Genomic DNA, 16,088 nt, shown 5'->3' with positions numbered 1-16,088 from the left:
CTTATATCAATTTATAAGGCTGAACTATTGTACCTTAGGGCAAAATATATTGTACTTTTAGGAAAGATATATTTCATTAACGTAATTCATATAGTAAAAAAGCCCATAAAATTACGGAGCTTGCTACGTAATCTTATAGGACTTTTATTAGTTATTAATTTTATTTTTACATTCTGATAATTCCATTTTCTATAGCAACTGCAACAGCTTCTGATCTGGACTCAACATTTAGCTTACTGTAAATACTCGTTAAATGAGCTTTAACTGTTCTTTCTGATATCCCCATATCAAAGGCTATTTCTTTACTAGTGCATCCTCTTGCAACAGATCTTAAAACAAACATTTCTCTTTCTGTTATTGGGTTATTAATAGTACTATTTTTTTGCTCAGTTTCAATTTTTGTACCGAAAACGCTCTTACTAATTTCCGGTTGAAGCAATATTTCTCCTCTTATTGCAGATTCAACTGTTCTAATAAGCTCTTCACGAGTGCTATCCTTTAACAAATAACCTTTTGCACCTAAGAAAAGCCCATCTCTGATTAATTTATCATCATTAAAAGTTGTTAGAATAATTATAGGTACAGGATTGTTTTTTTCCTTTAATATTCTTATAGCTTCCAGCCCACTTCTTTTGGGCATATTCAAATCCATTAAAACTACATCAGGTTTTAACTCCTCAATTAGTATCAATGCTTTGTCTCCATTTTCAGCTTCTCCAACAACTTCGTAGTTTTCTTCTGTTTCAAAAATAAGCTTTAGCCCTTCTCTTACTATCAAATGATCATCTACTACCAATATCCTTCTCTTATTCATATTCATCAGCAATTCCTTTCTCAATTGGTATAATGATGCTTAAATTTGTGCCAGCTTTTCTTCTACTCTTTATTTTAATCTTTCCCTTAATTGCTTTTACACGCTCATTCATTCCTATTATTCCATAATGCCCAAACAGCCTATCTAAAAGCTTAACTTCGAAACCTATTCCATCATCACTTATGCTTATGTTTATTTGATGTTCATTTTCTCTTAAATCAATTACAGCATTTTCAGCCTTTGCATGCCTAGCAATATTATTTAACCCTTCTCTTACAATATATAAAATATGTTTTGAAATATTTTCAGGTATATCATCACTCAATATAAAGTTTGATGTTATTGAAGTACTTGACACGCCCTTAAAACTAGAAATTTCTTTTTCTAATGCTTCTCTAAGATCAATTTTCTTATTAGTTTGAGATCTCAAGTCATCAATAACAAGTCTTGAATCTGCCAAGGTTTTTCTGGCATGTTCCATTGCTTTTTGAACTATTTCTTGAGCACGTTTTACGTTATTGTTATTTAAATTAGCATTTACTGCATCCAATTGCATTATAGTTCCTGCAATACCTTGAGATAATGTATCATGTAAATCTCTAGCAACCCTCTGCCTCTCATTAATTAAGGTTAACTCCTCCACTTTCTCATAGGCCAATGCTAACTCTTGTGACACTTTCTGACTTTGGATTCTTAATTTTACTTGATTAAAAAAGATAATCGCATATGCACGCATAGCTATTGTTATTATGATAAGTAAGGGAAAAGATTGAATTAACTCCCTAATTCCACTGATTATTATAATTGTACAGCCAAATATACTATAAAAAGAAATAGCTATACCAACCACTTTTATGGCATTGGTATAAACTATCATACTTTGAATAATGAAAAGTGGCGTTAGTCCTAGAACTATAGTTTTATAAGCTTCAGGTGCTATAACCGCATAATCAAAAGTTATTATCCCTTGTATAACAAAGTAAAGCCAATATTTATTTTTAAATATGTTACTGGAAAACCAAAATACACACAACTGAATCATCATTACTATAGTAATTCCTACAACTTCATTCAACTGTAAATTATGTGAGTTTGGAACAAAAATTGTAGCCAGATAAATTAAAATAATCCCCACTACTATGGGGGTCTTTGGAAAAATAGTTTCATCCGAATCTGGCGTAAAGGTTGATCTAAACATATTGCGCAAATCTAGCACCTGCCTTTTTATAGGGTCTATTATACTTATATTTAATATTAATACCTATATTATAGTAAATTCCTCACTTTAACAATTGTACCTTTGGGCATATTTCTTCTTAGTTTTATGCAAGACAATAGTGACAACTAACTGTAAAGCTAGAGGTCACCTATAGAATTTTTATTATTAATATCATACTTGCTATAAGATGTATTGCTAATGTTCCTTCGTTCCCATTACACGTTTAATAAATCGAGTTGCAAAGCCTGGATTCATACTATAAAGGAAATTCATAGCTTTAGCATCCTTACCAATACAGAAACGATACTTATTCTTTTCCATACCTTTAATAATTAATTCTGCCGCAGTGTCTGGTTTAAGTAACATCTTAGAATTCTTTTCTTCCTCAGTGACACCTTTATCCGTAAGCTTTGAATTCTTCTTTATGTCTGTAGCCATTGCTCCTGGAAATACGAGAGTTACGTGTACATTGGTATCTAATAGTTCCGAATACAAGCCTTCAGTCATTAACTTAACTGCAGCCTTTGAAGAACCATAGGAACTCTGCCCAGGAACAGGAAGAAATCCTCCCATACTTGCAATGTTTACAATATGCCCCTCTGGTCTAGTCAATAAGTGGTTTAAAAATGCTTTTGTCATATATAAAGTTCCGTAAAAATTAACACTCATTACTTTATCAATCTGTTCTAGTTTTAAATCCTTTAACTGAATAAAAGGTTGAATAATACCTGCATTATTAATCACTCCATCAATATTCCCAAGCTTTAAAATGATATCTTCTGCAAAGTAAGATACAGCTTTTTTATCTGTAATGTCCACAATCCTAGTTAATAATCTTTCATTATCACCTGAAATTCTGAAGGTTTCTTGAAGTCCAGCTTGATTTATATCAACTGCTATTACTGTTGCTCCTCTCGACAATAAATTAAGAACCAACTCTCTTCCTACACCATTTCCCCCACCAGTAACTACTATATTTTTATTTAATACTCTCATTATATTCCCCTCCAATTATCTATTTTTTATCCGCCTACAGATGTACCACTTCATTTTTAAATTTATATTTTCAAATTCTCCTCTCAGAATCCATAAGAGTTTTGAAAATAGATTTCTGATCGAAGTGTTTCATCTTTATAAAAACTATAGTTTTATCTTATAACCAATATATAGTTTGAACAATTGTACTTTAGGGAATAGGCTAATGTACTTTAAGGCAAGGTAATATAAATGAGAAAAAGAAGCAAAGCTTCTTTTTCAAAGAATCTTTGCTTCTCACATTTTATCCGTTCTTTACTGGAGTGATATATTTAAAAATTCATTAAATTTTACTTGCTGAATCTTTTTTATATTCATTCAATTTTTCATTGAGTTGCTTTGCCTGTGTCTTGCCGTCTATATGCATCATCGAAAAAACCAATACTTTAACAGAAAAAATTATGATGGCATATAATATCATAGTATTACTATTAACAGCTCTATTTGGGCTAAATAGCCATAACCAAAGTAATATAGCAACATCTGCAAGTGTAGAACAGACAAACAGATTGATGTTTTGAGCCTTTTTATCTAAATCATACTTATTTACAAAGGCAAACTTGAAAAATACATATCCTAAACTTAATAATATAATTTGCCAAAGTAGTGAAGTCTCAATTACTGTTATAGAGTTACTACTAAAGTATATTGTGACAACAATCATCAAGAATCCAAAAGCTTTTAAAAAATCTTTCAACATAAATTTCAAATACTCATTAATTTTCATAATGCAGCCTCCTTATAACCCTAATTCTCTTTTTAATATTGGAACATATTGTCTAGAAATATATACTTTTTCTCCATTTTGTAACAAAGCTTCAAATCTGCCATAAAAAATTGGACTTACAGATTCTATTTTTGAAATATTAAGGATAGTAGATTTTGATGCTCTAAAAAAACCAAGATTCACATATTCTGTCTCAATTTCATAAAGTCTAAGCTTAGATTCGAAAACCTTTTCTTTACAGTAAATAAATACTTTATTATCTACTGATTCGAAGTAAAAGACATCTTTAGGATTGATAACATGCATTTGTAATCCTGTAAGCCCAATAATCTTTTTAGAAGAGGCTTTAATATAATGAATCATCTGCAATAACGATTCATCAAGTTCATTGCATCTTACTATTATTTCAGGCTCACTTCCGTCAGGGATATTTTCAATAGTAACTTTCAATTGGCTTCCCCCCTCACTTCTCTTTCTATGTTTTCAGTATATGTTAGTAGCTCTCTTCATTCAACCACCTATATAGTAAGCTACATTTTTTGAGAAGTAAGTTGCTACGCCTAAAGGATATGCTGCATAATAATATATATTTTGTCATGGAAATGATGAGGTTTTATATGAGAATATTAAGCTTGAACAAATTTATGATGAAATAATGAAAAATAGTAATTCACATTAAAATAACCTATGATTTTAAAGCAAATCATAGGTTATACATACTGGCTTATTTTCTCTAGGATCTTTTACAATCTCCGCATCAATATTAAATAGTACTTTTAGGTTCTCTTTAGTCATAACCTCATCTGGACTTCCATCACAAACGATGTTTCCTTCTTTTACTCCAACCATATAATCAGCAAATCTAGCTGCATTGTTAAGCTCATGGATTACCATTACTATGGTTCTATCTTGTTTTTCATTTAAATCCTTTAAAAGCTCTAATATCTCCAACTGATGAGCTAAATCTAAATAAGTTGTAGGCTCATCAAGTAATAAAATATCAGTTTGCTGAGCTAAAGCCATTGAGATCCACACTCTTTGTCTTTGCCCTCCTGATAAAGCTTCTATTGGTCTAGACTTAAATTCCTTCATTCCTGTAACTTCTAAAGCCCAGTCTATTATTTCTCTATCTTCCTTTTGAAGCTTTCCAAAACCACTTTGATGAGGAAATCTTCCGTAAGCAACTAGTTCTTCTACAAGTAGCCCATTTGGTGCTTGAGGACTTTGTGGAAGCACAGCCATAACCTTTGCTATTTCTTTAGAATCTTGCTTTTTTATATCTTTTCCATCTATATAAATAACACCACTTTTAGGTTCTAAGATTCTGGCTAAAGTTTTTAAAATAGTGGATTTACCACAACCATTAGCCCCTATTATAGTTGTTATCTTTCCTTTAGGTATATTTAGATTTAGTCCTTTAACTATATCTAAATTACCATAAGATATATCTAGATTTTCTGTATTTATAATATTTACGTTACTCATGCGTTACCTCCAACAATATATACATTAACTTTTAGCATCTATCTCATTAAAACTTTTAATAGTCAATGTTTAAGAATATTTTTGAAATTAGTACCGTGCAATGCTCATTAAAGCATCGGATGCGTGACCACTTAATTTCAACAAGATACTTTAATAACACCTATTGTTTAAGCATTAGGTATACGAAATAAGGAACTCCTATAATTGATAACACTATTCCTACAGGTATCTCCGCAGGGGATAGTAAGTTTTTAGCTATTATATCCGAAACTAAAAATAGAAAAATACTTATTAGAGCTGAGGTTGGTATCAAAACCTTATGTTTAGGACCAACTAATCTTCTTGCAATATGTGGTGAGACTAAACCTAGGAAAGAAATTGTACCTGAAACTGCAGTGGCTGCTCCAGCTAAAGCTACAGCAAAAAATAGCAGTTTTCTTCTTTCTTTTTCTACCTTTACTCCAAGTCCAGTTGATATATCATCACCTAGATTAAGCACATCAAGATATCTTGCTTTATATAATGTAAGTACTAAAAATATAACTATCCATGGAAGTGTTGCAATTACGTATTTCCAATTTGCTCCCCATATGCTTCCAGAGATCCATACCATAACTCTATTAAACTCTTGAGTAGTAAACTTAAGCTGGAATATTATAAGCATTGCAGTAAATGCAGAGTTAATACCAATTCCAACTAATATAAGTCTTGCTGGGTTTATTCCCTTTTTCCAAGCCAAAAAATATATCAAAGCTGCAGCTATAAAGGCTCCAGTAAGAGCTAAAATAGGCATTGTATATATGGTTATATCACTGATAACAGCATATGTATTTCCGCTGGTAAAATATATGTATATAACAACTGCAAGTGAAGCACCTGAACCAATTCCTAGTATTCCCGGATCAGCTAAATCATTTTTAGTTACCCCTTGCAATATGGTTCCTGAAGTTGATAAGCCTATAGCAACCAAAACTGCAATTATTATTCTAGGTAATCTGAGGGTAAATAGCACCAATTCATCTTTTCGTGTTCCTTGTCCTATAAGGGTTTTCAAAACATCAATTGGTTTTATAGATAAAGAGCCCATATTAAGGCTTACTATAAAACTAATTATTATAAGTGCAGTTAATAAAATTGATATATATCTAAATCTTTTATTTTCACTTAATATGTTCATCAAATCTTATCCCCCTTTCTTACAAGGTATATAAAGAACGGTACTCCTATTAGTGCTATTAGAGAACCTATGGGAGTCTCGTAAGGCTGATTAATCATCCTTGCAGCAATATCGCAGTAAACCACAAGTGCAGCACCTACTATAAGGGAACATGGAATTATGTATCTATAGTCTGGCCCAACTAGTCCTTTCACTATTTGTGGCACTATAAGTCCTACAAAAGCCACATTACCAGCAACTGATACGGAGGCACCACAAAGCATAATAACTATAACAATACCTATAAATCGTATTAAATTTGTCTTTTGTCCGAGGCCTATAGCTATTTCTTCGCCTAAACTTAAAATAGTTATTTTTGGTGATACTATAATTGCAAGAACTACTCCTACTAAACCTACCATCCCAAGAAGCTTTACCCCTTGCCATTTAGCTGTTGTAAGTCCACCTGCAATCCAAAAGCTCAACTGCTGTGATAAATTAAAATACATAGCAATAGCAGTTGCTAAAGATATGAGAAGAGTTCCTATTGCAGTTCCTGCTAATGCAAGCTTTACTGGATCCGTTCCTTTAATAGACCTTGAACTTAAAAAATACACTAATATTCCACTTATGCTTGCTCCAGCAAAAGCAAATATCATAAGCCCAAAACCTCCAATATTAAGCTGCATAGAAAATGCAATTGCGATTGTAAAAGTAGCTCCTTGGGTTATCCCCATAATCGAAGGCTCTGCTATAGGATTTCTTGTAATACCTTGCATTACAGCTCCTGAAACAGCTAAAAACCCTCCAACTAATGCAGCTGCAATGGCTCTTGGCATTCTTAAATCTCTAATTATTTGATTATCAACATTGTCTTTAGAGAAAAAAATACTATTGAAGACTGTATCCAAACTAATATGCTTTGCTCCGAGAGACATAGATAATCCTATCCCAAATAATAAAACAGCAGCTCCAATAACTATAATTAGTGATGCTACTACAATCCTAGATTTCTTATTTTCCTCATCCATACCTTTTTCAGCTAAAATCATTGATGTGCTTATCCTCCTCTTTATCAAAGATAACGTATTATGTGCCTAGAAATTTTGCTATATTCATCTTTATAAATATCAACTTCTACTCAAAACACATTTGGGCAAAATGTTATGAATGCAATTTAGGATGACTAAAAGTTAGTCTTAGCCATCCTAAATTTTATTTTTTATTTTATATTGAATTGCTTTTTTGAAATTAAAGTATCAGAACAGTGATACTTTAATTTCAACGCATCAAATTATTTACCTGCTAATTTTTCTTTGATACCATCAAGAAGCTTTTCTTTTCCTATTGGTTGATATCCTTGTACGAAGTAAGGAGCACTTTCTAACTTAGTAACTTTTCCATCCTTAACAGCCTTTAGATTCTTGTATACTGCACTGTTTTGTAAGTCATTCCAATCTGCATCAGTTGCTATTACGATTAGATAGTCTGATTGTATTTGCGCTAAACCTTCCATAGTTACAACTGGTAAGCTTATACCTTCTTGTGGTGGAAGATTTGTAGGTTTAGCTAACTTCATATCATCATATAACATTGAACCTATTCCAGCACCTGTTAAAACATAGAACTTTCCTGCACTTGCAAGTACTGTTAAGTATGTAGTTTTATCGCCATTCTTTTCAGCTATAGCTTTACCAACTGCGGTTGCTTTAGTATCATAATTTTTCAACCAATTTTGAGCTTCTGTTTCTTTTCCTAATATTTTTGCTATATCAGTAATATTTGTTCTCCAATCATTTTGGTAATCCTTAAGTACAACTACTGGAGCAACTGCCTTTAATTGATCATATATCTTATTTTGTCTTTCACTCATTATAATTAAATCTGGATTAGTAGCAATGATAGCTTCAACATCCATAGTATCTGTCATTGAATGTCCTACTACCTTAGCATTTCCTAGCTTATCTTTAACGTATTCTGGAACTTCTGTTGTCTTATATGAATCAACATTAGCAGTTGCCACTGGAATATCTCCAAGTATTGCAAGTGCTTCACTTGATCCTGAAACATCAACTATTCTTTTTGGATTTGTTGGTATTGTAACATCACCCTTTACAGTGCTTACTACCTTTGTATCACTTTCTTTTTTAGTTTCTTCCTTCTTTGTTGATGCACATCCAGCCAATACTCCTACTGAAAGTACTGTAGCTAACAATAAACCTAAAACACTCTTTTTCTTCATTACTATTCCTCCTAGAGTTTTACCTTAAATATATTTTTGTTTGATTAATATCAAACTATATTATATTGATAATCATTTTCACTTATTATCAAGAATCATTATACCAAAAATGGTTTTTATGTCAATGTAATTATCTTCCTGATTTTAATAAGGTTTTATACCTATATGCTGTAATCCTTGATTTTTCAATAGCTAATAAAACTTATAAAAAATAAAAAAGGTAATTATGCTATATGATTTACATAACATTAATTACCTTTTCTTTAAAACCTATTAAGTTTATTTTTTAACATTCATCTTGAATAATATAGCAATATAAGTTTAATTTGCCTTAATTAATATTTACTTAATCTTATAAAACTTAGCTTCATGTGCTTTTATTTTACAATTTAGTATTCCACTTGAAACTTTAAAGTCTTCATGTTGCCATAAATCTCTGATTGTATCTGCTTTTTCAATTCCTATTTCTCTTAAATCTAAGTCTACTTTCCTATCTATATCAGATATGTTGAATAAAGCTACATAATCTTCTCCGTCTTTGCCTTTAGCTGTCCATATTGCTTTATCTTCATCTCTATAAAACTGTTTGTTTGAATTAGAACATTTTAATACATTAAGAACCTCTTCATTGGTTATAAGCTCTAAGGTCCACTGGTCATTATCAGTCATCTCTCCACCAAACATAAGCGGTGAACGTGCAATACACCATAAAGTCATAAGTGTTTTTTGCTCTCTTCTAGTAAAGTTAGTCCATTTTCCTTTGCCTTCAAATTGATGTTCTCTAAGGCAAATATGACCAAAAGAAAGCATGTCTGCATCTGGCCAATGTGAGGCTCCCATATGCTCGTTCCAATTTCCTAAAAGCTCAAATTGCTTATAAAGCTGCTCCCAATTGTCCCAAAAGTCTCCGGAAATCCTCCACATATTTGCATGTACCTTTAAATGTTCTGCTTCTTCCAAAGGTGCTGGTCCTGGGGATAAACTAAATACTACCTCTCTTCCACAGTTATCTAAGGCATTCTTTATAAGTTCAATCTCCCCTTTTGCATAAGGAAAAGATAAATCATCTACCTTTATAAAATCAATTCCCCACTCAGCATACATATTTATTATTGAATTATAGTACTCTTGTGCGCCTTCCTTTGTAGCATCAATACCATACATATCAGTGTTCCATGGGCATATTGAATTAGTATCTGCAATGTCTTTAGCAAACTTATCAGTACCTAGTATTGGAGTATTTGCCTTTACTGCCTGCTTTGGTATTCCTCTAAGAATGTGGATACCAAACTTAAGCCCCTTATTATGAATATACTCACCCAAAGCTTTAAATCCATTGCCATCTTTAGCACTAGGAAATCTATTTACTGAAGGTATAAGCCTTCCATACTGATCCATATCAAGAGGTGCATAAGGATGATATTCAGTTGAATCTGCAGTAGGCTCATACCATTGAATATCTACAACTACATACTCCCATCCATATTTCTTTAGATATTTTTCCATATAATCTGCATTGCCTCTAACCTCGTCTTCCCTTACACTTGCCCCGTAACAATCCCAGCTGTTCCATCCCATTGGAGGTGTTAACGCTATTTTTTTACTCATCTAAATTCTCTCCCTTTTATATATTCTTAAGCTCATAAATACTAAACTCTATTTCACTATTCAAAGTCTCATAAATTATAATGCTATTTGAAAAGACACCATTTAGGAATTATATAATTAATAAATAATATTATTTAGCTTAGTCAAAGCACCCTGTTGAAATTAAAGGGATAGCCATTATTTAAAAGTTATATAACACTGCATAATCGTTGATTAACAGCACAATATTGCTTAAAATGTAATTACAAGTTTATGTTATCATCAGCGTGTATATGGCACAATTGTAATATAATGCTTTTGGAGGGTAAAATATTGCTATATGAAAATTCTACAAAATACCTAAATTCTTTTGGCTTTCACTTTCTCAATTCACCTAAGAATTCTCCTTATCAATTAAAATCAATAGGCTGGGAGATACGAACCTCAAGAAGTTATAGTTGGGATGGTATGAAGAGAAAAGATGATAATGAACATTGTATCTTTCAATACACTTTATCAGGCTCTGGTGAAATCCGTATAAGTGATAAAGTATATGCTTTAAAGAAAGGTGATGCCTTCTTAATAAAAATTCCAGACAATCATCATTATTACTTACCTGAAAGCAGTGATAAATGGGAATTTATATATATACATCTATACGGACAAGGTTCTATTGTTCAATGCACTGATCTATTAAGTTCCTATGGAAATGTATTTAAACTATCATCTGATTCTCCAGTTATCACATACCTATGGAAGGTTTATTGGGATGCAGTAAATAACAATATAGAAGATGGATATCAAACTTCTTCCTTTGCATACAATTTCATAATGGAATTACATAGAAGTAAGGTTGTCCTAGAAAATAATATAAGTAGCAAATACAGCTTAAGTATTGAAAGTGTAATAAATTTTATTGAACATAATTTTTCTACAGAACTTACTTTAGATGATTTAGCCAAAATAGCTAACATGTCTAAATTCCACTTTAATAGAACCTTTAATGCTGTAGTTGGTACTACCCCTTGGAATTACCTTACTAAAATAAGGCTTGAAAAATCAGTGGAATTGCTACTTAAAGATAATATATCAATTGACTGCATTGCTAAAAAAGTAGGTTTTTCTGGTGAAAACTACTTCAGCAAAGTATTTCGAAAATATCTTGGTATCTCACCAGGAAGATTTAGAGAAGAACATTTTGAGATAAATAACTACTCACTTAAGCTTTAGATGAACCACTTCATACTTAATTTCATATTTTCAAATTTTCCTCTCAGAACCCAGAGGAATTTTGAAAATATATCTCGGATTGAAGTGATTCATCTTTAGATGAATCACTTCATACTTAATTTTATATTTTCAAATTCTCCTCTCAGAACACAGAGGAGTTTTGAAAATAGCTTTCGGATTGAAGTGTTTCATCTTTTTCTATAATTTATCACAATTGAATACCCAATTACTGTGAATTATAATTATTATATATTCTAAGAATAAAAGGGGGAATTTTATGAAAAAAAAGCTAACCTTACGCACCATAAGCATATATATTTTTACTGCAATTGTAATCGGTTTAATCGTATTTTTATTTCTACCTAGAAGTACTAAAACTAAATATGACAAAGAAGCAAATGAAAAGCTATTAAATGTAACTCACAAAAGTTATACTCCAGTAAGCTATTCTACAAATAAAAGCTATAAAGATAGAACCTTTTATGAAATATTCGTGGCATCCTTTAATGACAGTAATGGAGACGGGCTAGGAGACTTAAAGGGTGTAGAGCAAAAATTAGATTATTTAAAGGATTTAGGCGTTTCAGGAATATGGCTTATGCCTATAAACGAAAGTCCAAGCTACCATGGTTATGATGTATCTGACTATTACAGTGTTAGAAAGAAATACGGTACAATGGATGATTTATATAGTCTTATAAACGAAGCTCATAAAAGAGATATTGCCGTATATATGGATTTAGTAATAAACCACACAAGCACTAAAAACCCATGGTTTATAGAATCATTAAATAACAAAGATAGCAAATACAGAGATTATTATCTTTGGACCCAAGACTCTAATAAACTAAGTGAATATTCTAGTATAAATACTATGCCTTGGAGAGCTATAAGCAAGGATAACATTTACTATGGAATATTCGCAGAAGACATGCCTGACTTAAACTATGACAATCCTAACGTTAGAAAAGAAGTAAAAGATATCGCCAAATACTACCTTGATATGGGGATGGACGGCTTCCGTTTAGATGCAGCAAGGCATATATATGATGGCGAACTGGATAAAAATCTTAAGTGGTGGAAAGAATTTAACAGCTATGTTAAAAGTGTTAATAAAAATGCTTTACTTGTAGGAGAAGTTTGGGATAAGACAGAAGTTGTTGCTGACTACCTAACAGCACTAGATTCATGTTTTAATTTTGACTTAAGTACCGATATCGTCAATTCAGTTAAGGATAATAATTTTAAAGATTTAGCTTCATCATACACTTCTATGCAATCGGTTGCTCAATCTAAAAACAAAGATTATCTAGACAGTACCTTCTTAGGCAATCATGATATGAATAGAGTAATGAGCACCTTAGGCTCAGTGGATAAATGTAAAACTGCTGCAGCTATATTACTTACACTTCCTGGTACTCCATATATCTACTATGGTGAAGAGACAGGAATGACTGGAGTAAAACCAGATGAAAAGATTAGAGAGCCTTTCATATGGGATGATAAAGATAAATCAAAAAATACAAGCTGGACAGCCATAAGCAATGATAATAAATCCATAGCTGTGAATCTTGAGGAAAAAAATAAGGATTCACTTTTGAATTTCTATAAAGATCTAATCAAGCTAAGGAACGATACTCCGGCATTAAGATTGGGTAGCTTTGAAGCCTTAAACACTGATAACCCTAAGGTATTTTCTTTCGCTAGAAAATATAAAGATGAAAATATAAGTGTATTTATCAATAGCAATGATGATGATCAAACAATAAGCCTTTCTCCTACTAGAGGTACTATACTTTATTCTTCACAAGGCTTATCAGGTAACATTGATATATCTAAAGAACTAAAGCTTAAAAAAGGTGATATTTTAATAATTAAAAATAACTAATGAAATAACTTCTATTGATTTGTATAAGTTAGTTTAGACTGGCTATTATTTATTGAAAATTACCATAGGATTTTAGTCCTATGGTAATTTTTATGCTGAAGATTATCAATACAATAAATTTGTAGTTAGCCGTGATATTATAATTCATAATAACTTTAATAGAATTTGTATCTATTTAATAATTTAAGGTTGTGTTTTACAATAGTGCTAATATGCAATAACTTTTAAGCATATTTCTTTATTGATATAGAATTTAATAAAGCAACTATACTAATAATAAAACCTACGCCAATACAAAATGTGGAATAATCTATAATTTTCGCTAATGAAAGTATAGAAATAACACTACACATTATTCCAAAGCCCCAAAACACCTTTTGATTATATTTTATAAATCCCTGTTTATCTTTTATTATGTAAGCCTTGCCATTTGGCTTAATTTTATCTAAATTAATTAGTTTCATAGGTTTGATAGTGGCTACAACTATACTTAAAATACCTATTATTAAGATAGATAAAACTATCATATTAAATATAACGTCCTTATTCATATATCAAAAACTCCTTACTTTTTATAATTACATACTATATATTACTTTAATTACATACTAATTTTAATACCACTCTTAATATAATGATTTTAATTAAACAAAAATTGGTTCTCTTACTTTAAAATCACTTACCCAATAGTTAGTTTCTTGATTTTATAAGCAATAAAATTTGTAATGTCAGCAAAAATATTACAATAAGTATACTAATTCGATTATAACATAGATTATATAGCCTTTAAATTACTATAAAGGCATTGTCCTTATATTTGAGTATAATTCTTAAAAAGAGCATACATAAATCTATGTATGCTCCTCTTCCCTACCTTATTTACTTACCTAAACTTTTCTGGATGCTTTACTTTCATAGATAAAATATGACCACATTCTGTACAGATTTCTGCTATTACATCTGATCCTGAAGAAAAGAACCTATCTATCGGGTACATTCTTCCTTGTGCCATATGTTTTCCTAGTCCAATTTTATTACTTCCGCATACTGGACATAACTTTTCACTCATAGTGCCCCTCCCTACATCCTTTTTTTATTCTTAAATAATATAAAATGCTATTTATAGTGAAGATACTATATTCTATTAATGCTGCACCAAATAATACCATATCCATTATAAATATTTCTTCTAGACTTCTTTTTTTCATCACCATTATATATATCCAAAATGCACTTACTATTGCATAAATTATTATCATAGGCACATACAATATACAATAATATGTGGCTACCTTTTTTGCATGGCTTATTTTATCTGAGATATCGCTATACATTTTGGGAGGCTCTCCATTTTCGTCATAATCCATAGCCCATATATTCCAATTATTAGTTCTTGATTTTGAACTAAAGTATAATTTCCATCCAGCTTCTTTATTTATTTCAAAGTATTCTTTAGTCACTTGTCTTTTAAAGTCTACAGAAAACTTCTTATTTACCGTACTTCCTTTAACAAAATAGAACTTTCCACCTGTCTTACTTATCTTATATAAATTAAAGCCTCTTTTTTCCATTTTTTCAAGCCACAATTCTAGTTTATCCGGATATGTGACCCATGCAATTTTTCTTTTAGCTCTTCCATTCTTCTTACAAATATATATTCCATCATCAATATCTTTATAAGCATCATAATTATAAGCAAGTTCTATTCCTTCTGCATATTCTATTCTCTTAGTTGATGCTTTCACTTTAAAATGTGTATAAGCTAAAAATATACATATACTTAATTGGGCTAGTAAATATAATATTCCTAGTATGTTGAGATTCTCACTGTAATTCACTTGTACTTGCTTTAAGCGTAAAATTGATTTAGTAAAGAATCCTACTATTAGTGGAAATAATATAAAAAATCCAAGTGCTGAGCCAGAATAATTTATAAGCTTATTATTTCTTTCAATAACAGAATTTCTGCTTGGCATTATATTTATGGTCTCAGATTCATTGATTAATATCTTCCATCCTTTATGCTGCGAAATTATTTTCCATCCACTGTTATCCAAACTTTTAGGGATAACATTACTTTGATTATTATCGTATATTATTCTATAAAACACTTTATTCTTTTGTACCTTTATGAATTTGAATATCCTAAGACCAAAGTCTACAGACTCTAACTTATAGCCTCTTAAACTCATATCACGTAACCATTCTTCCGTTTTCTTAATATCATAACTCCAAAATAATCTTACTACTTTCTTATACATCAAATCTCCCCCTTAACTGCCTTGCATTATTATTAAGCTCGTCTAACCTACTAATCTCCAATTTTATGAGCATCTTTCCCAGTTCCGTTATTTCATATATGGTCTTTCTATCTTCATTAGAATAAACCACAACCATTTCATCCTTTTCCATCTTACTTAGTGTTCCATATACTGTACCTGATCCAAGAATTATCCTACCTTTTGTTAGATTGTCAACTTCTTTTATTATTCCATAACCATGCTTTGGCTCATATAAAGACAATAATATATAGAAGGCTGTTTCAGTCATCGGAAGATATTTTTTTATAATTTTTTCTTTTTCCATATAATCCTCTAAGCATCATTTATATTGATGTATCACCTATAATTAAATTTAGATTTTCAAATTATCCCATCATGACTTGTGAGAGTTTTAAAAATAAATTCAGCATTGAAGCTCTTCAT

The 16,088-nt window shown here is 31.0% G+C and carries 16 protein-coding genes; 2 read left to right on the top strand and 14 right to left on the bottom strand.

Annotation, left to right across the window (positions count from 1 at the left end; genetic code table 11):
- Nucleotides 1-166: 166 nt before the first annotated feature.
- The 10 genes from bsdtw1_RS03840 to bsdtw1_RS03795 form a co-directional block, all read right to left on the bottom strand.
- Nucleotides 167-820: a response regulator transcription factor gene (locus bsdtw1_RS03840; protein ID WP_280514123.1), complete on the bottom strand. Its 654-nt coding sequence runs from the start codon at nucleotides 818-820 to the stop codon at nucleotides 167-169.
- On the bottom strand, nucleotides 807-2,012 hold the full coding sequence (locus tag bsdtw1_RS03835; RefSeq protein ID WP_244638212.1) for a sensor histidine kinase: 1,206 nt from the start codon (nucleotides 2,010-2,012) through the stop codon (nucleotides 807-809). The genes bsdtw1_RS03840 and bsdtw1_RS03835 overlap by 14 nt, the downstream gene beginning before the upstream one ends.
- A 216-nt stretch (nucleotides 2,013-2,228) precedes the next feature.
- On the bottom strand, nucleotides 2,229-3,029 hold the full coding sequence (locus tag bsdtw1_RS03830; protein WP_183276281.1) for an SDR family NAD(P)-dependent oxidoreductase: 801 nt from the start codon (nucleotides 3,027-3,029) through the stop codon (nucleotides 2,229-2,231).
- A 322-nt stretch (nucleotides 3,030-3,351) separates the two neighbouring features.
- On the bottom strand, nucleotides 3,352-3,795 hold the full coding sequence (locus bsdtw1_RS03825; protein ID WP_183276280.1) for a DUF3021 domain-containing protein: 444 nt from the start codon (nucleotides 3,793-3,795) through the stop codon (nucleotides 3,352-3,354).
- A 12-nt stretch (nucleotides 3,796-3,807) separates the two neighbouring features.
- Nucleotides 3,808-4,245 (bottom strand): LytTR family DNA-binding domain-containing protein, encoded by a 438-nt coding sequence (locus tag bsdtw1_RS03820; protein ID WP_183276279.1) that lies wholly within the window; start codon nucleotides 4,243-4,245, stop codon nucleotides 3,808-3,810.
- Between the two features lie 243 nt (nucleotides 4,246-4,488).
- Nucleotides 4,489-5,280: an ABC transporter ATP-binding protein gene (locus bsdtw1_RS03815; protein ID WP_183276278.1), complete on the bottom strand. Its 792-nt coding sequence runs from the start codon at nucleotides 5,278-5,280 to the stop codon at nucleotides 4,489-4,491.
- A gap of 160 nt (nucleotides 5,281-5,440) precedes the next feature.
- The gene (locus tag bsdtw1_RS03810; RefSeq protein ID WP_183279727.1) at nucleotides 5,441-6,457 is read right to left on the bottom strand and encodes a FecCD family ABC transporter permease; all 1,017 of its coding nucleotides are present in this window, start codon (nucleotides 6,455-6,457) and stop codon (nucleotides 5,441-5,443) included.
- Nucleotides 6,457-7,467, bottom strand: a complete 1,011-nt coding sequence (locus tag bsdtw1_RS03805; protein WP_183279726.1) for a FecCD family ABC transporter permease — start codon at nucleotides 7,465-7,467, stop codon at nucleotides 6,457-6,459. The genes bsdtw1_RS03810 and bsdtw1_RS03805 overlap by 1 nt, the downstream gene beginning before the upstream one ends.
- A 263-nt stretch (nucleotides 7,468-7,730) precedes the next feature.
- Nucleotides 7,731-8,678 carry an ABC transporter substrate-binding protein gene (locus tag bsdtw1_RS03800; RefSeq protein ID WP_183276277.1) on the bottom strand — a complete coding sequence of 316 codons (948 nt, stop codon included), beginning with the start codon at nucleotides 8,676-8,678 and terminating at the stop codon, nucleotides 7,731-7,733.
- A gap of 342 nt (nucleotides 8,679-9,020) precedes the next feature.
- Nucleotides 9,021-10,286, bottom strand: a complete 1,266-nt coding sequence (locus tag bsdtw1_RS03795; RefSeq protein ID WP_183276276.1) for a glycoside hydrolase family 27 protein — start codon at nucleotides 10,284-10,286, stop codon at nucleotides 9,021-9,023.
- 312 nt (nucleotides 10,287-10,598) lie between these two features.
- Here bsdtw1_RS03795 and bsdtw1_RS03790 point away from each other — a divergent pair, with 312 nt between their 5' ends.
- On the top strand, nucleotides 10,599-11,495 hold the full coding sequence (locus tag bsdtw1_RS03790; RefSeq protein WP_183276275.1) for an AraC family transcriptional regulator: 897 nt from the start codon (nucleotides 10,599-10,601) through the stop codon (nucleotides 11,493-11,495).
- 277 nt (nucleotides 11,496-11,772) lie between these two features.
- Entirely contained in the window at nucleotides 11,773-13,383 is a 1,611-nt protein-coding gene (locus bsdtw1_RS03785) for an alpha-amylase family glycosyl hydrolase (protein WP_183276274.1), read from the top strand.
- A 224-nt stretch (nucleotides 13,384-13,607) separates the two neighbouring features.
- On the opposite strand, the gene bsdtw1_RS03780 is transcribed toward bsdtw1_RS03785, so the two are convergent.
- From bsdtw1_RS03780 to bsdtw1_RS03765, 4 genes are all read right to left on the bottom strand, one after another.
- The gene (locus bsdtw1_RS03780) at nucleotides 13,608-13,934 is read right to left on the bottom strand and encodes a hypothetical protein (RefSeq protein ID WP_183276273.1); all 327 of its coding nucleotides are present in this window, start codon (nucleotides 13,932-13,934) and stop codon (nucleotides 13,608-13,610) included.
- Between the two features lie 332 nt (nucleotides 13,935-14,266).
- Nucleotides 14,267-14,452 carry a transcription initiation factor TFIIIB gene (locus tag bsdtw1_RS03775; protein ID WP_183276272.1) on the bottom strand — a complete coding sequence of 62 codons (186 nt, stop codon included), beginning with the start codon at nucleotides 14,450-14,452 and terminating at the stop codon, nucleotides 14,267-14,269.
- Nucleotides 14,445-15,644, bottom strand: coding sequence for a DUF2812 domain-containing protein (locus bsdtw1_RS03770; protein ID WP_183276271.1), 1,200 nt, complete (start codon nucleotides 15,642-15,644; stop codon nucleotides 14,445-14,447). The genes bsdtw1_RS03775 and bsdtw1_RS03770 overlap by 8 nt, the downstream gene beginning before the upstream one ends.
- Nucleotides 15,637-15,969, bottom strand: a complete 333-nt coding sequence (locus bsdtw1_RS03765; RefSeq protein ID WP_183276270.1) for a PadR family transcriptional regulator — start codon at nucleotides 15,967-15,969, stop codon at nucleotides 15,637-15,639. Before bsdtw1_RS03765 ends, bsdtw1_RS03770 begins: the two co-directional genes overlap by 8 nt.
- Nucleotides 15,970-16,088: the final 119 nt, after the last annotated feature.

It is taken from the genome of Clostridium fungisolvens (assembly GCF_014193895.1).
In the GTDB taxonomy this organism is placed as follows: Bacteria; Bacillota; Clostridia; order Clostridiales; family Clostridiaceae; genus Clostridium_AR; species Clostridium_AR fungisolvens.
The sequence above is the reverse complement of the archived record's forward strand: the minus strand, read 5'-3'. Positions and strand labels throughout refer to the sequence as shown.